This window comes from Alishewanella sp. SMS8 (assembly GCF_030737935.1).
GTDB classification, from domain to species: Bacteria; Pseudomonadota; Gammaproteobacteria; order Enterobacterales; family Alteromonadaceae; genus Alishewanella; species Alishewanella maricola.
Map to the genome: position 1 here is coordinate 67,138 of NZ_JAPJEA010000002.1, position 20,072 is coordinate 87,209.

Annotated in this window: 21 protein-coding genes; 12 read left to right on the plus strand and 9 right to left on the minus strand. The window is 47.0% G+C overall.

Annotation, left to right across the window (positions count from 1 at the left end; all coding sequences use genetic code 11):
- Window positions 1-97: 97 nt before the first annotated feature.
- Window positions 98-2,488, minus strand: a complete 2,391-nt coding sequence (locus ORJ01_RS07865; protein ID WP_306177579.1) for a Lon protease family protein — start codon at window positions 2,486-2,488, stop codon at window positions 98-100.
- A gap of 131 nt (window positions 2,489-2,619) precedes the next feature.
- On the opposite strand from ORJ01_RS07865, the gene ORJ01_RS07870 reads away from it, so the two are divergent.
- The gene (locus ORJ01_RS07870) at window positions 2,620-2,895 is read left to right on the plus strand and encodes a hypothetical protein (RefSeq protein ID WP_226751249.1); all 276 of its coding nucleotides are present in this window, start codon (window positions 2,620-2,622) and stop codon (window positions 2,893-2,895) included.
- A gap of 14 nt (window positions 2,896-2,909) precedes the next feature.
- On the opposite strand, the gene ORJ01_RS07875 is transcribed toward ORJ01_RS07870, so the two are convergent.
- Together ORJ01_RS07875 and ORJ01_RS07880 are read right to left on the minus strand one after the other, a co-directional pair.
- Window positions 2,910-3,539 (minus strand): NrsF family protein, encoded by a 630-nt coding sequence (locus ORJ01_RS07875; RefSeq protein ID WP_306177580.1) that lies wholly within the window; start codon window positions 3,537-3,539, stop codon window positions 2,910-2,912.
- Window positions 3,540-3,557: 18 nt separating this feature from the next.
- On the minus strand, window positions 3,558-4,076 hold the full coding sequence (locus tag ORJ01_RS07880) for a sigma-70 family RNA polymerase sigma factor (RefSeq protein ID WP_306177581.1): 519 nt from the start codon (window positions 4,074-4,076) through the stop codon (window positions 3,558-3,560).
- A gap of 175 nt (window positions 4,077-4,251) precedes the next feature.
- On the opposite strand from ORJ01_RS07880, the gene ORJ01_RS07885 reads away from it, so the two are divergent.
- From ORJ01_RS07885 to ORJ01_RS07910, 6 genes are all read left to right on the plus strand, one after another.
- Complete coding sequence (locus tag ORJ01_RS07885) at window positions 4,252-4,656, plus strand: thioredoxin family protein (RefSeq protein WP_306177583.1); 405 nt, start codon at window positions 4,252-4,254, stop codon at window positions 4,654-4,656.
- A gap of 15 nt (window positions 4,657-4,671) precedes the next feature.
- Window positions 4,672-5,394, plus strand: coding sequence for a cytochrome c biogenesis CcdA family protein (locus tag ORJ01_RS07890; protein WP_306177584.1), 723 nt, complete (start codon window positions 4,672-4,674; stop codon window positions 5,392-5,394).
- A gap of 149 nt (window positions 5,395-5,543) precedes the next feature.
- Window positions 5,544-6,098, plus strand: coding sequence for a hypothetical protein (locus ORJ01_RS07895; protein ID WP_306177585.1), 555 nt, complete (start codon window positions 5,544-5,546; stop codon window positions 6,096-6,098).
- Between the two features lie 13 nt (window positions 6,099-6,111).
- Window positions 6,112-6,951, plus strand: a complete 840-nt coding sequence (locus tag ORJ01_RS07900; RefSeq protein ID WP_306177952.1) for a DUF692 domain-containing protein — start codon at window positions 6,112-6,114, stop codon at window positions 6,949-6,951.
- Window positions 6,948-7,709, plus strand: coding sequence for a DUF2063 domain-containing protein (locus ORJ01_RS07905; protein ID WP_306177586.1), 762 nt, complete (start codon window positions 6,948-6,950; stop codon window positions 7,707-7,709). Before ORJ01_RS07900 ends, ORJ01_RS07905 begins: the two co-directional genes overlap by 4 nt.
- A gap of 663 nt (window positions 7,710-8,372) precedes the next feature.
- Complete coding sequence (locus ORJ01_RS07910) at window positions 8,373-9,329, plus strand: hypothetical protein (RefSeq protein ID WP_306177587.1); 957 nt, start codon at window positions 8,373-8,375, stop codon at window positions 9,327-9,329.
- Here the strand turns inward: ORJ01_RS07910 and ORJ01_RS07915 are convergent, their stop codons facing one another.
- The 6 genes from ORJ01_RS07915 to ORJ01_RS07940 all read right to left on the minus strand — a co-directional run bounded on the left by ORJ01_RS07915 (window position 9,330) and on the right by ORJ01_RS07940 (window position 14,801).
- Complete coding sequence (locus ORJ01_RS07915; RefSeq protein WP_306177588.1) at window positions 9,330-9,779, minus strand: DCC1-like thiol-disulfide oxidoreductase family protein; 450 nt, start codon at window positions 9,777-9,779, stop codon at window positions 9,330-9,332.
- A complete protein-coding gene (locus tag ORJ01_RS07920; RefSeq protein ID WP_306177589.1) occupies window positions 9,724-10,074 on the minus strand; it encodes a putative quinol monooxygenase in 351 nt (116 codons plus the stop codon). Before ORJ01_RS07920 ends, ORJ01_RS07915 begins: the two co-directional genes overlap by 56 nt.
- 56 nt (window positions 10,075-10,130) lie before the next feature.
- Window positions 10,131-11,582, minus strand: coding sequence for a sodium:proton antiporter NhaD (gene nhaD / locus ORJ01_RS07925; protein WP_226751239.1), 1,452 nt, complete (start codon window positions 11,580-11,582; stop codon window positions 10,131-10,133).
- 166 nt (window positions 11,583-11,748) lie between these two features.
- Window positions 11,749-12,597, minus strand: coding sequence for a universal stress protein (locus ORJ01_RS07930; RefSeq protein ID WP_306177590.1), 849 nt, complete (start codon window positions 12,595-12,597; stop codon window positions 11,749-11,751).
- A gap of 13 nt (window positions 12,598-12,610) precedes the next feature.
- Complete coding sequence (locus tag ORJ01_RS07935; RefSeq protein ID WP_226751237.1) at window positions 12,611-14,095, minus strand: SulP family inorganic anion transporter; 1,485 nt, start codon at window positions 14,093-14,095, stop codon at window positions 12,611-12,613.
- Between the two features lie 241 nt (window positions 14,096-14,336).
- Entirely contained in the window at window positions 14,337-14,801 is a 465-nt protein-coding gene (locus ORJ01_RS07940) for a hypothetical protein (protein ID WP_226751236.1), read from the minus strand.
- Between the two features lie 152 nt (window positions 14,802-14,953).
- Between ORJ01_RS07940 and leuS the strand changes: the two genes are divergently transcribed.
- From leuS to rsfS, 5 genes are all read left to right on the plus strand, one after another.
- A complete protein-coding gene (gene leuS, locus ORJ01_RS07945) occupies window positions 14,954-17,539 on the plus strand; it encodes a leucine--tRNA ligase (RefSeq protein WP_306177591.1) in 2,586 nt (861 codons plus the stop codon).
- A 64-nt stretch (window positions 17,540-17,603) separates the two neighbouring features.
- Window positions 17,604-18,017, plus strand: a complete 414-nt coding sequence (gene lptE, locus ORJ01_RS07950; protein WP_229586371.1) for an LPS assembly lipoprotein LptE — start codon at window positions 17,604-17,606, stop codon at window positions 18,015-18,017.
- Entirely contained in the window at window positions 18,017-19,057 is a 1,041-nt protein-coding gene (gene holA, locus ORJ01_RS07955; RefSeq protein WP_306177592.1) for a DNA polymerase III subunit delta, read from the plus strand. The genes lptE and holA overlap by 1 nt, the downstream gene beginning before the upstream one ends.
- The gene (nadD, locus tag ORJ01_RS07960; protein WP_306177593.1) at window positions 19,047-19,685 is read left to right on the plus strand and encodes a nicotinate-nucleotide adenylyltransferase; all 639 of its coding nucleotides are present in this window, start codon (window positions 19,047-19,049) and stop codon (window positions 19,683-19,685) included. The genes holA and nadD overlap by 11 nt, the downstream gene beginning before the upstream one ends.
- 63 nt (window positions 19,686-19,748) lie before the next feature.
- The gene (gene rsfS / locus ORJ01_RS07965; RefSeq protein ID WP_226751231.1) at window positions 19,749-20,069 is read left to right on the plus strand and encodes a ribosome silencing factor; all 321 of its coding nucleotides are present in this window, start codon (window positions 19,749-19,751) and stop codon (window positions 20,067-20,069) included.
- Window positions 20,070-20,072 lie beyond the last annotated feature (3 nt).

Here is a 20,072-nt window from a genome sequence, read left to right on the forward strand (position 1 = left end):
GCTTTCTTATTTTGTGTTATCACCTTTTTCTGTAACTTAAGTCAGTGTTCTTTTTTAAAAGCGAGCTAACGGCTATGATGCAGCTTGCCGCAATAGCTTACTCTTCGGCACTGCCATTAACTAATTCCGCCAACAAGGCTAAACGCGCTCGCGCCTTGCCATTGACTGATTTTTTCGGGTATTGGCCACGTGCATTTCGCTCCCCGGCCAATTGTGCCGTTAACAGCTCCAGTGCTTCATCAACAGTACGCACAGCGTAAATATGAAATTGACCTGCAGCGACCGCTTCTACCACTTCATGACGTAATACTAAATTTATTTGGTTACTGGCAGGAATAATCACACCTTGCTGCCCCGTCAAACCACGCGATTGACACAGTCTGAAGAAGCCTTCAATTTTTTCGTTAACACCGCCAATCGCTTGTACCTGACCATATTGGTTGATCGACCCCGTTACCGCTAAGCTTTGCAAAATGGGCACTTCAGTAATAGCAGAAATTAAGGCACACACCTCAGCTAAAGAAGCACTATCACCATCGATATGGCCGTAAGATTGCTCCATCGCAATATTGGCGCTAAGTGTCAGCGGGAAGTCTCTAGCATATTTAGAACCCAAATAACCGGTTAAAAGTAATACGCCTTTCGAGTGAATGGCTTTACCGAGTTCGACTTCTCGCTCTATGTCGACCACGCCACTCGAGCCCGCAAACACGGTCGCGCTGATCCGTGCAGGCGTGCCAAAAGCTGTATCGCCAATCTCTAATACGGTTAAACCATTGATCTTACCCACGGCGGCACCATCGGTATCAATGAGGATCTGCCCTTCTTGAATATCTTCTAAAAAGGCTTCACTAATACGCCCGGTACGATATTGCTTACCCGCTAAGGCTTGTTTAACATGCTCAGCGGTTAATTCTTCAGCTTGTTGCTGTTGCGCGAAATAACATGCCTCTCGCACTAGTTCCAACACATCGGCAAAACGGGCCGATAACTTGCTTTGATGTTCAGCTTGACGAAAACTAAATAACAACAGCTGTTGCAAACCGCAAGCTGATAGCTGGGCAATGTGCATTTGCCGCATCTGTACCTGAATTTGCTGCGTCATATCACTGACCGTTTCGGCTTGATACGGCAAGTAATGTTCAAAATCGGCCAGTACGCGAAACAGCTCATTAAATTCATCATCGAGATCTTGTACCAGATAATACAGATCGCGCGAGCCGAGCAGCACCACTTTAACATTCAGCGGGATCGCTTTGGGGGTAATAATCGTCGAGTTAGTTACCGCATGTTCACTAAGGGTGTCGATCACGACTTCGCCCGCTTTTAGCGCTAACTTTAGTGCATCCCAAAGCGCTGGCTGTGACAATAAGCGATCGGCGTCTAAAATAAGATAGCCGCCATTGGCCCGGTGTAATGCCCCTGGGCGTATCATCCGATAGTTGGTGTAAAGTGAACCACTAGAGGAGTTATATTCGACGCGGCCAAACAAATTACCGTAACTAGGATTAGCTTCAAACACAATAGGAGCGCCAGACATGCTTTCATAATGCACCAGCACATTGGGCACAAACTCTTCTATAAAAAATTCACGGCTAATCGGCTCTTCGTTTTTTTCGCCGTCTGATTCATCCGGCAATAATTCCAGCACCGCTTTAATTAAAGGGGTACGCATATCACGCAGATATTTTAATACGCCAAGTTCAGCATTGTAGTCATGTTCTAGCTGCTTCAGCATCGGTTTAATGGCTTGCTCAATAGTGTCTTTACACAACCCTCGCAAGCTCTCGGAGAGCTCACGTTTCCAACGCGGTAATTCTAATAACTCTTCATTGAGGATGGTTTCTAGCTCTGAGACTAAACCGTAAAAATATTGGCGCTGTTCTTCCGTTAACTTAGAAAACTCTTGATCATCTAGGGATTTTCCATCAATGATCGGTGAGAAACTGACGGCGCCGTTTTCTTCGTACAACACCACTTGTTTTTCCAAGGCTTTACTTTCAACCCGATCAATAGCCTCTTCATAGCGCTTATCAAAGGTACGATGAATGGCTTTTTTCTTCCGTTGATAACCTGGGTTATCAAAAGCGGCCGGAAAGGTATCCATCAACTCATCAATCAGCGCTTCGAGTTTTTTGACCAGTTTGCGGCCTTCTCCGGCTAGTAGACGACAGGTACTGGGTACGCGCTCATCATCAAAGTTATTTAGGTAACACCATTCATCTGGCGTGGCTTTTTCACTGGCGGCTTGTTGCAAAATATCATGCACTAGTGTGGAACGCCCTAATGCCTGCTCACCCATGACATACAAGTTATAACCTGGCATATCCATGCCAATAGCAAACTCTAACGCGGAGCGCGCACGGTCTTGGCCAATAAAGGCCGACGGTAAGGCCGGTTGTTGCAGTGCTGCTGCAATTAATTGGGGATCTAATTGAGGACACAACTGTGTCGGGTGGAGCGCCAGTGACAGATTAAGCTGCGTCATGCATCGCCTTAAAAGGGTTACGTATTGGCCGCTATACTACCAAAAAGCGTCGCGCTCTGCCCAGCGCTAAAGTTTATTATGCGGCTGCCGATAAACAAAATATCTATGATTTAGCATTTCGGGGGCCGGCAATGGACGAACGCAACTGTTTACAAAAAATACGCAACTTAGGAGCACGGCTTCATGAGCTGGAATTAACCCAGCCTTTGCCAGGTAAATCTTATACTTCAGCGGCCTTAGACTTTTTATTTCAGCAACACCAATTAGAACGCCCAAGTGGAGCCGGTTTAGAGAAGATTTTACAAACCTTGGGGCAAGCCGTTATGGCAAAACATCATCTGACCTTTTCTCATTTAGATGCGAATAGTGTGGTTGATTATTTCTGCCGTTATTATCGAGTGCATTAATAATGCAGTAGGGGCTACCAGCGCCACAGCCGGTGGCTGCTAAGTAAGCTCCCCAGCAAAGCGAGGGTTGCCGCTAAACCATAAGCTAACAATAAGTATGCAAGGGCATCAACGCGGCAATGCAAACTATACACTAAGGCGGCTAAGCTACCGGCTAAGCCTCCTACCACTAACCGCAAAGCCATGCGGTGCAAAGGCCGCGCTCGGCGTAACATTCTTGATAATATCCAGCCTGCCGCCATACCCACTGGCGCTATCCAAGCAATACAGGCCCAAAATGAAGAAACTTGGGCAGCTTGCCCGAAACTCAGCGGCTCCCCCATTGTACCTAAACAGATCAATAACCCAACGCTACTAGCAAGTGACAACCATAAGAGCGGGGCTTTGCGCCATTGTGGCAGCAACGGCTGACTAAGCAATAAAGTCAGTTGCAGCAACGTCACCACTAGCATTAATAAGGCAGCGGTTTTCAGCATCCCCGCCAGCGGCCAATCAAAACGTAAACCAAAAGGCAGCATCAATAGCAATGCGCACATCAACACCATGCCCAAGGTTAAATAGGTAATTTGCGGTGCTAGAAAAGGCCGCACCGGCTGGTGTGAGTCGACCAGTTTCGCGATAAGTTGCTCTGTTTTATCCGCCATCTGACTGTTTAACCTTCTTTATTTTTCATGTAATTCATTGCGTAACAGCTGAATAGCTCGAAACACATTAACCTTAACCCAAGACGAACTGCGCTGCATCAGGTTGGCGGTTTCATCTATCGACAATTCTTCTACCTTGGTGGCATACAACACCTGTGCTTGTGCCGCATTCAGCGGCGAAAGTAAATGACTAACGGCTTGGTATTGCTCATCTTCATCCAAAGGCACGCTAGGCTGCCAGCTGTCTTCATCACTTAACGATTGATGTTCATTCGCCGCAATTTGACGACGACTTTCAAAATATTTATGCCGCAAAATGCCACTAAGCCAGGGTTCAACGGGTAAGCCAACTTGATACGTATGCAAAATGCGGTGTACCGTTAATAACGTCTCTTGCACAAAGTCGTCTAAATGTTGCGCGGGCACATAGCGCCGTGCTCGCATGCGCAAAAACGGCACTATGGCGCTTAAAAAAGCACTATAAGCTTGCTTATCTCCCTGCTGGGCTCGTTCTAGCAGAACCTGCCAGTCGTTCATGTTTAATCCTGTTTCTATGGCTATCGACGGCCCACTGCTTTGTTATTGACGATAACACGACCAAAAGTTACAGCAAAAATAAATTATTTTTCTGTAACCTTTTCTAACATTCTCACCAATTACCCCTGAACACATCGCATTTTGCGGTTTTTACTCTCACAATAGGATTTTTATTATGTTAAGTACTTCTTTAAAAACCTTTGCCCTAGCTTCAACCTTCGCCGTGGCGCTATTAGCGGCACCGCAAGCGAACGCCACTAACTTTGTTTTACCCGCCTACTCTGCAGAACAATTAGTCGAGGCAGAGCAACAAGGTAGCTTTGTACTGGTGGCCACCAAACCCGGTTGCCCAGTGTGCGCGAAACAAGTGCCGGTGATTGAGGCACTGTTAAAGGCCCCAGCATTTAGCGATCTTAAAGTGCTGCAATATAACCAAGTAACAGAGAAGGCATTAAACAAACGCTATGGCGTTACCGGGCAAAGCACCATTATTGTCGTGAATAAAGGCGAATTAGTGTCCTTAACCCGAGGCTTAACTGACGAACAAGCGATTAAAGCTGAAATGCTAAAAGCGCTATAACACGGGAATCGGTAAATGATTGATTTTAGCCTGTTACCACTGCTATTACTGGCGGGTATGTTAATTACGTTATCACCGTGCATTTTGCCGGTGCTGCCCGTAATGGCCAGTTCTGGCTTAGCAAAACATAAATTGGCTCCCGTATTTACGGGTATGGGTTTGGCCATTGGTTTTGCTTTGATGGGCATGCTGCTACATGGTCTTGGCAGTGTACTTGGGCTAAGTGATAGTATTACCCGGCCATTGTTTGCCAGTTTATTGGTATTATTTGGTTTAGCCTTAGTGTTGCCTTGGTTCAAGCAAGGCAGCAGCGGCTTTTTTGCGCCCTTAGCCGCTAAAGCGGACCAACTGGCTACAACCTTGGAACAAAAACCCGGTGGTGCCTTTTGGTTAGGCTTAATGCTGGGCGCCATTTGGAGCCCATGCGCAGGCCCCATTCTCGGTGCGGCATTGGGCCTCGCCGGTAACTCCGGTAGTTTAGTTAACGCGGGCGTGCAAATGCTGGTGTTTGGTATTGGCGCCGCACTGCCGCTAATGGCTATCGCCTATCTGTTTGCCGGTTCCGCACGACGTTTTTTACCCAAAATCGCCGCTGGTGGAGAAAAAGCACGGCAAGTTCTTGGCTACAGTTTATTGTTGGTGGGTCTACTGATTTTAACGGGAGCCGATCAAATGATACTGATTTGGGCTACGGATAACCTGCCTGACACCTGGTTAAATTTAATTACCACCTATTAATTGGTTTGAATCGTGGCACAGCAAAACCATTGAGACACGATCAAGCTATACTTTACAGATAACCCGCTTCTGTTTAGGCTAAGACAAAACAGAGTGGCGATAAAAAGTGCCGCAACGGGCGCTGATGAAACACACAACAAGGATCTCACATGAACAGCTTAACCAAAACACAACTTACCCTAGCCCTAGGTGCTTTAGCACTGGGTTCCGCTACTGTAAATGCCGAAACGAACAATAACCCGTTTCAAGCACAACAACTGACCATGGCCTATCAACTGCACAATCACACCGAAACCGGCACAGGCGTAAAGGTTAAACTTAAAGATAAAGCGCAAGAAATGAAGTGCGGAGAAGGCAAGTGTGGCGAAGACATGAAAAAAGCCGCGGCCGATAAAGCCAAAGAAATGAAGTGTGGCGAAGGTAAATGTGGCGAAGACATGAAAAAAGCCGCTGCTGATAAAGCCAAAGAAATGAAATGTGGTGAAGGCAAATGTGGTGGCGACATGAAAAAAGCCGCGGCCGACAAAGCCAAAGAAATGAAGTGTGGTGAAGGTAAGTGTGGCGCAGAGATGAAAGCACACGCCCATGATAAAGCTGACGCAGCGAAAGCGGTGGGTGCTGACAAAGCCATGGATGCCAAGAAAAAAGCCAGTGATAAAGCACAAGAAATGAAATGTGGCGAAGGTAAGTGTGGCTCTATCTAGGTCACGCCTGCCCTTGTCACTCGACAAGCACAGCGCGGGCCTTGGCCTGCGCCGTGAAATGCTGCCGGAATTGCTTCAGCAAAAACCGGCAGACATTGATTTCTTTGAAGTGGCGCCAGAAAACTGGTTACCTTACGGTGGAAAACTGCAACGCGATTTTCGGCGCTTAACCGAACAGTATCCGTTTTTTTGTCATGGCTTATCGCTATCGATTGCCAGCCCCGATCCCTTAGATGTGGCCTTTGTTAAGCAAGTAAAACAGTTTTTGGATGAACATCAGATTTTGCAGTATAGCGAGCATTTGAGTTATTGCTCTGCAGATGGCCATCTGTACGATTTAATGCCAATCCCTTTTACTGAAGAAGCCATCCATTATGTTTCTGGCCGCATCAAGCAGGTGCAAGATATTTTAGAGCGCCCGCTGATCTTAGAGAATGTCTCTTACTATGTTGCACCCGATCAGCAATTAAGCGAGCAGCATTTTTTACAGGCAGTATTAGAAGAAGCCGACTGTCAGCTGTTACTGGATGTGAATAACATCTACGTTAATGCGGTTAATCATGGTTATGACGCCAATACCTTTTTACAAACGATGCCAACTGAGCGCATTGCCTATTATCATGTAGCCGGGCACTACCAGCAAACAGCAAACCTATTAATTGATACCCATGGCGCCGATGTGCCCGATCCAGTATGGCAATTGCTGCAAGCGGCTTATCAACACCATGGGGTAAAACCCACTTTATATGAACGTGATTTTAACGTACCGGCCATGCCGCAGCTTTGTCAGGAACTACGCTATATCAAACAATTGCAACACACACAGCGTCAATTAGAGCGGCAAGCCTCATGAGCCAGTTAGCTCAAACGCAACGAGATTTTGCTAAGGCGATCCGCAATCCTGATAAACCACCTAGTGCCGTAGCAACCTTAGCGCCTGAGCGCTTACAGGTGTACCAAGAACTGTTTTTTAATAATGTGCGCGGCTTTATTGATAATGCCTTCCCAGTATTACACAGCCTGTACCCAGCTAAAGCCTGGCTGGCGTTACAAACCGCATTTTTTCGTGACTATGCCTGTCACTCACCTTATTTTTTGCATATCGCCGAGCAATTTGTCAGTTTTTTACAACAATACACACTGACTGCCGAGGATCCGCCTTTTCTAGCTGAGCTAGCGCATTATGAATGGGCAGAACTCTATGTCGGCACCGTCAAAGCCACCCAAGCGGTTGAACTACTTACTGCAGATGACGTCAGTACGGCAGCACTGGCCTTGTCAGAACTGGCACTACTGAGCGCCTATCAATTTCCGGTACAGCAAATTAGTAAAGACTTTCAACCCAGCACGCCAGCTGAGCTACAGTGTTTTTTGATCTATCGCGATTTGGCTGATGAGGTGATTTTTGTCAGTTTAAATCAGGCTACCTTATTGTTATTACATAATATCCAACAACAACCCGGGCAGTCCCTATCCGAGCATATTCAGCAGCTTGCTCCAATGCTGCCGCAACTTAGCCCTACCCAGTTAACGGCAGCGGCCTTGCCGTTATTGCAGCAATGGGCAGCGGCTGGCGCAATTGTGCGTGCTCCAGACATAGAGCAAGCTTGAGCAAGCTTCGTTACCGGCAAGCTTCTCCAGCCGAAGCTTTACGCAGCGCTTAACGTTTTGCAAACTGCAAGCTTCGCGGTCAGAAACCAAGATACTACTAAGTAGCTTAACCTTTTCGCCGTTGGCGAGATACTTTCTTTTGCATCGCCAAAAGAAAGTATCCAAAGAAAATGCGACCCTACATTGCGGCGAAAGCCCGGCTCAACCTGACACAACCAAGGCGACGAGGTAACTCGTTCGGCACTACCGTGCCTCGCTCAAACACCCCTCGTCTTAAAACCTTGGCCGCGCCAGGTTGCCCGGCTTGCAACGTAATGGGATTAAAAGCACAAACACTTCGGATTGATGCTGGACGAGTTAACAGCGAAGTAAACGTTGGCTGGAGACGTCTTTTTCAAGGATGAAAAAGAGGAGCGTACAGGGATTGTATTTACAGCGTGCTCCAGCCGACGCTTTACGCAGCGTTTAACGTTTTGCAAACTTAAAACTACGGGTTAGATACCGAAATCCTTCGTTTTTCGCCGTGGGCGAGATATTTTTTTGTGTCGCAAAGCTATCCGGTTAGCAATCTGAGGGGATTAACAGATAAAAAGTTAAAAATTTAGATGGCCAGCCGTCTAAATAGCTGTATACTGACAAGGTAAACATTGAGGTATCAGTATCATGGCATTATCCTTACAGCAAAAAATCACTGATCCGGCACAGGGTGTCTATTTGATTGGCACCACACCGCCAAAAGCCGGCACGGATATCGAAAAAACCACACGTATCGCTAAAAAGCTGTTGGCCCGTTTAAACGAAATCGAGTACGACGGTTTAATTGTTTATGATATTCAAGATGAAAGCAGCCGCGTAGCTGCAGAGCGGCCTTTTCCTTTTCACAGCACCTTAGATCCGCGTGATTATAGTGTGCTATTACGCGAATTAGCGCAGCAAGATGTGATCACCTATAAAAGTGTGGCACAACGTGATGCGGCTGAATTTACTACCTGGCTAACCGAAACAGAGCAGCAATATGCTTTACGTAACCTTGTGTTAGTGGGTAGCCCCTCCTCTAATGGTGATATCAAACTCAGCTTGCCAGAAGCTTATCAGCAGTTAGCCGCACACGATGCCCAGTTTCATTTAGGCGGTGTGGCAATTGCTGAGCGCCATGCCAAAAAAGGCAACGAACATTTGCGGCTGATTGAAAAATCGGCACAAGGTTGTCAGTTCTTTATTTCGCAAGCGGTGTATAACGCGCAAGCCACTATTGATTTACTCACCAGCTATGCCAGAAGCTGTAAACAACAAGGTCTCAGCCCCAAACGTATTATTTTGACTTTTACCCCCTGTGGCGGTGAGCAAACTTTAACATTTATGCAGTGGCTGGGTATTTCTGTGCCTGAGGGCAGTAAGTATCGTATTTTAGATGCCGCCAATCCGTTGAACGAATCGATTAAAATTTGCCGAGATAACTTGCAGCAAATTTTGCAACATTGTGCCGCCTTAGACTTACCCTTGGGTTTGAATGTTGAAAGTTTAACAAACCGGCGCGAAGAAATTGACGCCGCTATTCGTTTATTCCGGTTATTGAAAGCGATGATGGAGTTGCATTTAGCAGAAAAGCAAGTGGCTTAGCTAATACTGAATTTTTGGCAACCGTAATAGCCAAAGCAAGTTATTACGGGCACTGCGCAGCATGGGGTACAACACTTTGGCGCGACGTGGCGATTTAAATAACCAAAAATTAAACCGATTAAAAACATTACTACGGCTACTGAGTAATGCTAGCATCTGCAAGGCATCTGCACCAGCATACCAACTGTCAGCAACGCGCAGCACCATCCCCTGCTCAATCTGATACCCCGCGCCAGCTAACAACTGTGCATAGTGGGGTTCAGCTCTTACATCGATGAGCTGCAATTGCCCCAAAGTAGCTTGTAACCGCACACGCCGACTGTAAAACCGACACGCCGGGCAGCCTTCATCATAAAACAGTGCTAAGCTTGAAACTGATTCAGCAAGCGCTACTTCAGCCAAGTTGGGGTGCGTCATACTCAGCAGGCTCATCGGTATAAATACAGACATTCCAATCTGCGGCTAACCCATCATCTGCAACACAGTAGGTTTCAAAGAAATGTTTGATTTCTGCACGCTGACAATGCGCTTCAAAACTGGCCATATCCGACCAAATTTCATTAAAGGCAATAGGGAAACTTTTACCTTCAGCAAAGGGGCTGCGTAATTGACGTGTCACAATGTATTGCAAGCAGCCATCCTCACGCAGCGTGTTTGGCTCAAGGCTCTGTAATACCTTAAATAAAGCGGCTTCTTTACCCGCTTTTGGCAGAAACTGTGCCACACAATAAACTTTTTTTGACATAACTCACTCGCTGTAAAAAACCGCCTCACCCGCGACATCAGGCGAGGCGGCTAACATTAAGGCCGACCGAAAATAGTAAACAACTCAGCATTAAGCCACAGATGGCACATCACGCTGGCAGCGTAGCCCAATAAAATGACTGGCGCCCACTTTAAATGACCAACAAAGGTATAATTACCCCGAGCTTGGCCCATTAACGCTACCCCTGCCGCAGAGCCGATAGACAATAAACTACCGCCTACCCCCGCTGTTAGCGTAATCAGCAACCAATGACCATGCGACATCTCAGGGTTCATTGTTAATACAGCGAACATCACTGGAATATTATCCACTACGGCCGACATCAGGCCTAATACCACGTTAGCCGATGTCGGATCCCAGTTAGTATAAAGTGCCGTCGATAATAACTCGAGGTAACCAATAAAACCTAAACCACCGACACATACCACTACCCCGTAGAAGAAGAGTAACGTGTCCCATTCGGCGCGGGCAACCCGGCTAAACACATCAAAAGGTACGACTTGACCCAGTGAACGGATCCGTTCGATATCGCCGGCTCTTTCCGCCATAGCTTTTTTGCGAGCCAAAGAACCTGGTAAGGTTTTACGTAAAAAGAAACCGAAAAACTGTAAGTAACCCAAACCCGTCATCATGCCAAGTACCGGTGGTAAACCGAAGTATGAGTGAAAGGCCACCGCAGTAGCGATGGTGAGTAGAAACAAGCACATAATACGTAAAGCACCACGCTTTAATTCTACCGCTTCAGAGTGGCCGCTGGGCGAACGTTTCTCGACGAAAAAGCTCATAATGACCGCAGGTAACAAAAAGTTGACCACGGCCGGAATAAACAAGGTAAAAAATTCATTAAACGTAATAATCCCGGCCTGCCACACCATCAACGTAGTAATGTCACCAAACGGAATAAACGCACCACCGGCATTAGAGGCCACTACGATATTCACGCAGGACAAGTTGATAAAACGCTTATCACCCTCAGCCACCTTCATTACCACGGCACACATCAGCATAGCGGTAGTCATGTTATTGGCAAAAGAAGAGATACCAAAGGCTAAAATACCACTGATCCAAAATAAGGTGCGATAGCTAAAGCCAGAGCGAATAAGCCAAGCGCGTAAACCATCGAATAAACGTCGTTCTTCTAAGGCGTTGATGTAAGTCATCGCCACCAATAAAAACAGCATTAACTCTGAAAATTCTAATAGGGTATGTCGAAACGCAGACTCCGATTCAACAGCCAAACCAGCTTCCATGTAGCGCCAGCCAATCATAGCCCAAATAACACCAGCAGCTATTAATACCGGTTTCGATTTGCGTAATTGAATTTTCTCTTCAGCCATAACGAGTAAATAAGCTAAAAAGAATAGTCCTAAGGCAATAATACCAATCGGGCTTGCAGTTAAATTTATGGGGCCTGTCTCGGCTAACGCCGTGGATGGGTAAAGGGCAAGGCAGCTCAATAACACCAAAAGGGATCTGAGGTTTAACATGATGGCTTCTATTTAGGTCAATTTATGCGGGAAGTCTCTACCTGCGCCTCAGCGCTGGTATTGAGAGCGTATGATACGCCCTTTTTTCATAGCGTGCAGAGCTAATTCTGCTCTGCACGCTAAATTCTAGTTAGCTTTTAGTCTTAACGGTTTTGATCTCTCACCCTTAGCGCAGGATCAGTAGCGAGCATTTCGCCTTACTTAACATCGCGGTCGTGGTACTGCCGACGATAAACTGACGGATCCGCGAATGGCCATAAGCGCCCATAATCAACAAATCAATATGGTGTTCTTGTTGGTACTGATGCAGTACTTCTTCTGGATCCCCGGCAACCAGTGCGGTTTTCGTCTCAAAACCCGCTTGTTGCAGCAAGATTGCGGCTTCGTCTAACGCTGGGGCCTGCTCAGGCATACCGGCAAACACTAAATGCACCGGTAAACCTTTACACAATGGGCTAGCAGCGAGCATGTCTAAACTTTTCTGCGCAGTGGCACTCCCATCAAACGCTAACATAATGCGCTGCGGCGTTTTAAAGTATTGTTGGGTGAGCAAAATAGGCCGCTGCAAACTGCGGATCACTTGCTCAACATGTAAGCCCAATTGACCGTGTGCATCGGCACTGCTTAAGCCCCGCTTACCCATCACCACTAGCCGCGTGTCGTCTTCTGTTGCCTTTAACGACTCGACTAAGCTGCCATGGCGTAAACGTTCATCAACGCTGGCAACGCCGGCTTGCTCTGCACGGGCTTTGGCCGCATCTACCATTAGACGGCCACGCTCTAGCGCTAACTTACTGTGTTTTTCATCTAATTCAGCTAATTGCTGCAATAATACTTCTTGAGAACCTAAACCAATACTGCCACTCAGATCAGGCGTTTGCGTATGCTGCGCTTTATCAATGGCATGCAACATCGTTAAGGGTGCTTGCAGTTGTTTGGCGGCCCAGACGGCATAATCACAAACGGCTTCAGCATAAGGCGAAGGATCGATACAAGCGATAACAAATTGTGTCATGAAATTACTCCTGTTAATGACCCATCAACTTTTCTATGGCATCAGGACGATTATGTACCGCAAATTTATCAACCAGTGTCGCACTGGCAGCATTTAAACCGAGCAACTCGACCTCAGTCCCTTCACGGCGGAATTTGAGTACCACTTTGTCTAAAGAGCTAATGGCGGTAATATCCCAAAAATGCGCGCGGCTAACATCAATCTGCACCTTCTCTATGGCTTCTTTAAAGTCAAAACCGGCAATAAATTGTTCAGCAGAGGTAAAGAACACTTGGCCAACAACACGGTAAGTGCGCTGATGACCATCGGCTGATAACTCAGCAGTAATCGCCAGAATTTGCCCCACTTTATTAGCGAAGAATAGCGCACTTAACAACACCCCCACTAACACACCGTAAGCCAAGTTATGGGTAAATACCACCACCAAAACCGTGGCAATCATCACCACTGATGAGCTTTTCGGGTGTTTTTGCAGATCTTTTACCGAAGCCCAACTAAAGGTACCAATGGATACCATAATCATAATCGCCACTAAGGCTGCCATTGGGATCATGCCAACATAATCACTCAGAAATACGATAAAAATCAATAAGAAAACACCTGCCAATAAGGTAGATAAACGAGTGCGTCCACCTGATTTGACGTTAATAACGGATTGACCAATCATCGCACAACCGGCCATACCCCCTAATAAACCTGCACCAATGTTTGCCACACCTTGGCCGACACATTCACGGTTTTTGTTACTGCTGGTATCGGTTAAATCATCAACGATGGTGGCCGTCATCAGTGACTCTAATAAACCGACAATGGCCAAGGCTAACGCGTATGGGAAGATAATAACCAGTGTATCAATATTTAGCGGTACGTCAGGCCATAAGAAAATAGGCAAGCTGTCTGGCAGTTCGCCCATATCCGCCACATTACGAATATCTAAACCAAAGTACACAGCAATGGCAGTTAATACCACGATACAAACTAATGGCGAGGGGATGGCCTTGGTAACGTAAGGAAACAAATAAATAATCGCCAAGCCCAACGCAGTCATGCCGTACACCAAGGTGGTGCCATGCTCGCCAGTCAGCTCAGGAAGTTGTGCCATAAAAATAAGAATAGCTAAGGCATTCACAAAACCGGTCACCACCGAGCGCGAGACAAAACGCATCAACTCACCTAACTTACACAGGCCAAAGGCAATTTGCAGTACACCCGTTAATAAAGTGGCGGCCAGCAAATATTCCAAACCATGCTCACGCACCAAGGTAATCATTAACAGTGCCATGGCACCGGTAGCGGCAGAAATCATCGCCGGACGACCACCGGCAAAAGCCGTTATTACCGCTATACAAAAAGAGGCATACAAACCGACTTTAGGATCCACACCGGCAATGATAGAAAAGGCGATCGCCTCAGGGATCAGAGCCAGTGCAACCACTAACGCAGATAACACATCGCCTCTGGTGTTCGAAAACCAGTTTTGACGAATTGAACTTAGCATAGAAATATCCAACAGAAATAATAAGAGGGAACAGACTAAGTTGTCTGTTGTAAAAATTCCGCGCCACCTATGGCGAGTGTTAACGTTGAAACAGCAGATTAACGCTGCTTAGCTTCAATTGATCTGTGTTACACCGGTCTATCCTCGTTCGCTCGCCCCATGTAACACGCAGCTCAAGATTAAAATAGGGGCGAGATTGTACAGTTTTTTGCCGTTAAAGGCTATGACATGAACTTACAGGTTAAACTGGCAAGCCATCTCGGAAAAATTGCACTCCACCACACGTGGCACAACACAGCAATTCAGCTGGGTGAGTGTAATCAATACTCTGCTGACACTGGCTACAACGATAGCGCCCCATGCCAACATATTCTCCTTGATAATAAACACCTTGATGATTGAAATCTTCTAACAATTCAACCCATTCGACCTGAGTGCGATCAGTAATTTGGCTAAGTTGCTGCCATAATTCCTCGCTCCACATCGATGGCGCCTGCTCCGCTGTATTCGCCGCTTGCCATTGTTGTTTCAGTGTTTCGACAAACAATTGGCTTTCATAAGCACTGAGATCCTTACCGGCTTTAAGATAGGCCTGCAATATTTCACTGAACTCCAGCATATTATCGAGCTGACGTTGACCGGCTTGTTCAAGGGTGTCGGTTAGCTCGGCCAGCCATTGTTGGTACTTCTTTTTAAATTCAGCCATTTCAAACTCCTTTTAGCGCGTTAAATCAAGTATAGACAAGATGCTGCTTATTGTTGTCAAAACCCGCCTAAGGTATGCTATAGCGAATTTTGCCCGAACCTTGCAAACTGCAACCGCTCAGGCCCGCACTAAGACTTTTCTGGAAGACGTAAATGCAACAGCAATATAATCCTCAGCAAATTGAGACCACCTTGCAACAACAGTGGCAAGACACTAACGCCTTTAAAGTAACGGAAGACCCTAATAAAGAAAAGTTTTACTGTCTCTCGATGTTTCCTTATCCCAGTGGCCGTTTGCATATGGGCCATGTGCGTAACTACACCATCGGCGATGTTGTCAGCCGTTTTCAGCGGATGCAAGGTAAAAACGTTATGCAGCCTATGGGTTGGGATGCGTTTGGTTTACCGGCCGAAAATGCTGCGATTAACCATAAAACGGCACCGGCTAAGTGGACGTACGAAAATATTGATTATATGAAAACGCAGCTGAAGCGTTTAGGTTTTGGCTACGACTGGGATCGCGAAGTGGCGACCTGTAAACCGGATTACTACCGCTGGGAACAATGGTTTTTTACCAAGCTGTATGAAAAAGGTTTAGTTTACAAAAAAATGGCCACGGTTAACTGGGATCCCGTTGATCAATGTGTATTGGCTAACGAACAAGTTATTGACGGTCGCGGTTGGCGTTCAGGCGCGCTGGTAGAGCAACGCGAACTGGCTCAGTGGTTTATCCGCATTACCGAATATGCAGAAGAGTTATTAGCCGATTTAGAGCAGCTGACCGAATGGCCTGAGCAAGTGCGCACCATGCAGAAAAACTGGATTGGTCGTTCTGAAGGTATCAATATTCGTTTTGATATTGCCGGCCAAGACGGTGAATTAGAAGTTTACACCACACGCCCAGACACCCTTTACGGCGTTACCTACGTGGCTGTGGCGGCACAGCATCCTTTAGCGCAGCAAGCCGCTAAAACTAATAGCACCTTGGCAGCCTTTATTGAAGAAATCAAAGGCGGCAAGATGGCCGAAGCCGAACTCGCAACCATGGAGAAAAAAGGCTGCGCTACCGGTATTTTCGCGATACATCCGTTAACGGGCGAGCAAGTCCCAGTATGGGTCGCTAACTTTGTTTTAATGGACTACGGTTCAGGGGCTGTCATGGCAGTGCCGGGGCATGATCAGCGCGATTATGAATTTGCCAGCAAGTATCAACTGCCGATCAAACAAGTTGTCACGGCTGCCGATGGCAGTGTGACCGAGCTAAGCAGCCAAGCCTATACTGAAAAAGGCATTTTGGTAAACTCAGCCGAGTTTGATGGTTTAGCGTTTCAAGAAGCCTTTAACGCGATTGCTGCCAAGTTAGCCACCATGGGTAAGGGTGATGTTAAGGTTAACTATCGCCTGCGCGATTGGGGTGTGTCACGGCAACGTTATTGGGGCACACCGATCCCGATGCTGAACCTAGAAGACGGTTCTGTTGTGCCGGTTCCGGCCGATCGTTTACCGGTTATTTTGCCCGAAGACGTGGTAATGAATGGTGTGACATCACCCATCAAAGCTGACGCCGAGTGGGCAAAAACCGATTATCAGGGTCAGGTTGCGTTTCATGAAACCGATACCTTCGATACCTTTATGGAATCGAGCTGGTATTACGCCCGCTATTGCAGCCCTGATTACGATCAAGCCATGCTTGATCCTGCAAAAGCCAACTACTGGCTGCCCGTCGATCAATACATTGGCGGTATCGAACACGCTATCCTGCATTTATTGTATGCGCGTTTCTTCCATAAACTGTTGCGTGACGTTGGCTTAGTGCAATGTGATGAGCCTTTCAAACGCCTGTTATGTCAAGGTATGGTTCTGGCTGAAACCTTTTATCGCGAAGCTGAAAATGGCGGCCAAATCTGGTTCTCACCGCAAGATGTGCACATTGAGCGGGATGAAAAAGGCCGGATCATTCAGTCGACACTAAAAGCCGATGGCCTGCCCGTGTTATCTGCCGGTATGAGCAAGATGTCAAAGTCGAAAAACAACGGCATCGATCCGCAAAAAGTGATCGACCAATATGGTGCCGATACCGTGCGCTTATTTATGATGTTTACAGCCCCGCCAGAGCAAACGTTAGAATGGTCTGATTCAGCCGTTGAAGGTGCGCACCGTTTTATTAAACGGGTATACAGCTTAATTAGCGATGTGCAAGCGGCTGGCGAGCCAGGTGCATTAGAGATCAGTGCGTTGAATGACCAACAAAAACTACTGCGCCGTGAACTGCATAAAACCATTGCCAAAGTGACCGATGATATCGGCCGCCGTTATACCTTTAACACGGCAATTGCAGCGGTAATGGAATTGACCAATAAATTACAAAAAGCCAGTTTAGCCAGCCCGCTAGACCGCGCCGTTATGCGCGAAGCCTGCACTGCGTTATTGCAACTGCTTAACCCGATCACCCCTCATGTTGCACAATACTTGTGGGCGCAGTTGGGCCATCAGCAAGCTATTGAGCAAGCCGCTTGGCCACAAGTTGATAACGCGGCTCTGGTTGAAGATGAAAAACTGGTAGTGGTACAAATAAACGGTAAAGTACGGGCAAAAATCACCGTGCCCGCCGATGCCAGCCAACAGCATGTGCTCGAGATGGCGAAGTTAGATGACAATGTTCAACGTTACTTAGCGGAAGGCGAAACGCGTAAAATCATTTACGTTCCCGGTAAGTTACTTAACTTGGTGGTAGCGTAATATGTTGGCCCGTCTGCTGTGCCTTTGCTTCATCGCAAGTCTGCTCACGGGCTGCGGTTTTCACTTGCGCGGTAACTTGCCGTTAAGTCAATTTCCGGCTATTTACCTGCAAAGCGATGCGCATTCTGAGTTAGCCGCTTTGCTTAATCAGCGTTTTCAACAAAACGACGTTGAACTGCTGAGCAGCTATCAAAGCAATCGGCCGTCATTGGTGTTACAGCAAGACACACTTGAGCGTCGAACCCTATCGCTGTTTGCCAATGGTCAGGTTGCCGAATACGAACTGATCTACAAAGTGGAGTATCAGATCCAACTACCGGATCAAGAACCACAAAAATATCAGTTTGAACTGTTCCGCGATTATCAAGACGATCCGAATCAGGCCTTAGCCAAAGCGCAAGAGCTTGAGTTGCTGCTTAAAGAGCTTAGACAACAAGCGGCTAACCGGATTATTCGTCAGCTTGCGCGTTTGGGCTAATGCAAAAACTCTACGCGAATCAACTGCCAGCACAACTGCAACAGGGTCTCGCACCCTGTTATTTGTTGTTTGGTGAAGAGCCACTGCAAAAACTCGAAGCCATCGAGCAAATCCGTCTTGCCGCTAAACAGCAAGGCTATTTAGAACGCTTGAGCTTTAGTGCCGATGCGCAATTTGATTGGCAAGATTTACAAAATGAATTAAGCGCGATGTCGCTGTTTGCCGAGCGGCGACTGATTGAGCTGGAACTCGCGCAACCTAAATTAGCGGCTGCGGCCAATGACGCTTTAAAACAGCTCGCGGCACAATTGCACCCTGATATTATTATAGTCGTGCACGGCAATCGTAATCATAGTGAAGTGAGTAAACTGGTTTGGTTTAAACAACTGCAGAACAGCGCAGTACAAGTGCCGATATATGCTTTAGATGAGCGGCAGCAGCGGCAATGGTTACAACAACGAGCCCAGCAGTTAAATCTGCAACTGACCAGTGACGCCCTGCAATTATTACAACAACATTGTGCGGGTAATTTACTGGCTGCGCGCCAGGAATTAGAAAAGCTTTGCCTTACCCATCCCCATGAACGGATTGATGCCGAGCAATTTAGTCGCTTTTTAGCTGACCACTCCAGTTATACCGTATTTCAATTGGTCGATGCTTTGCTAACAGGGCACAGTGCCGATGCCTTACATCGCTTAACTCGGCTGCTCGATCAAGATACCGAGCCAGTGATTATTGCCTGGCAATTACAAAAAGAGTTACTGCAGTTACGCCAACTCTCTGTAGCACAGCAAAGTGGTCATACTAGCGCCATGTTTAAGCAACTCGCTATTTGGCCAAAACGCCAACCTTTGTATCTGCAAGCGATTAAAAGGCTGACGCTGCGCTGGCAAGATTATTTACTGCAAGAGCTGGCAGCCTTTGATCGTTTATATAAAGCCGGCAAAATGAGCGATCCCAGTTTAGCGCTGGCTCACCTGGCCACCTTATTCTGTCATCCACTGTCACGCACTTTCTCTTTGCAGCAGCATGATGACTAAGCCCCTACTCGGTATTTTTGGTGGCACTTTCGATCCGATCCATCGAGGCCATCTGGCTTGTGCCCGCTACGTTGTTGAACATTGTGCTTTGAAGCAATTAGCGCTGATGCCTTGCCATTTGCCGCCGCATCGTGCGACCCCCGGCGTGAGCAGCGAACAACGGGCCGCTATGGTAAAGTTGGCTATTGCTAACGAACCGACTATGCGCCTGGAGCGCTTAGAGCTCAACCGCACTAGCCCAAGTTACACCGTCGATAGCTTAAGAACGTTGAAACAACAGCAACCCGATACCACGCTGGCATTTATTATTGGCATGGATTCTTTACAGTATTTCACGAAATGGCATCAATGGTTGCAAATCCTCGAGCTGGCGCATTTAATTGTTTGTCGCCGCCCAGGGTATAGCGCCGATCAAGGTGATGCCCCCATGTTACTCGCACGCTATGGCGCCACGCTGAGCCAGCTGCAACAACAAGATGCCGGAAAAATTTTACTTTTAGATAACCCTGATTTTTACGAAAGCGCCACCTTTGTCAGACAACAACTTGCCAGTGATCGTCTTGTGCAAGCCATGTTACCTGCCGAAGTTCTAGAATATATTCGTCAACACGCACTCTATGGCTGTTGAGTTCTGTTTACCTGGATAAAATGTGGTAAAATGCCGCTTTTTCATTGCTACTGAGGATCAAGGGTGCAAACAAACGAACTGGTTGCTTTTGTTACTGACAAAATCGACGACATGAAAGCCCGTGACATTGTCACGTTAGATGTACGCGGTAAATCAAGCGTCACCGAATTTATGGTAATTTGTTCAGGAACTTCTAGCCGCCATACCAAGTCTATTGCTGGATACTTGGCCGCCGAAGTGAAAAAAATCGACGTGCAGCCACTAGGCATAGAAGGTGAAGCATCAGGCGAATGGGTGCTGCTCGATCTTGGAGATGTTGTCGTCCATGTTATGTTGGAAGAAAGCCGTAACTTTTATCAACTGGAAAAACTCTGGGGCGGTTAACTT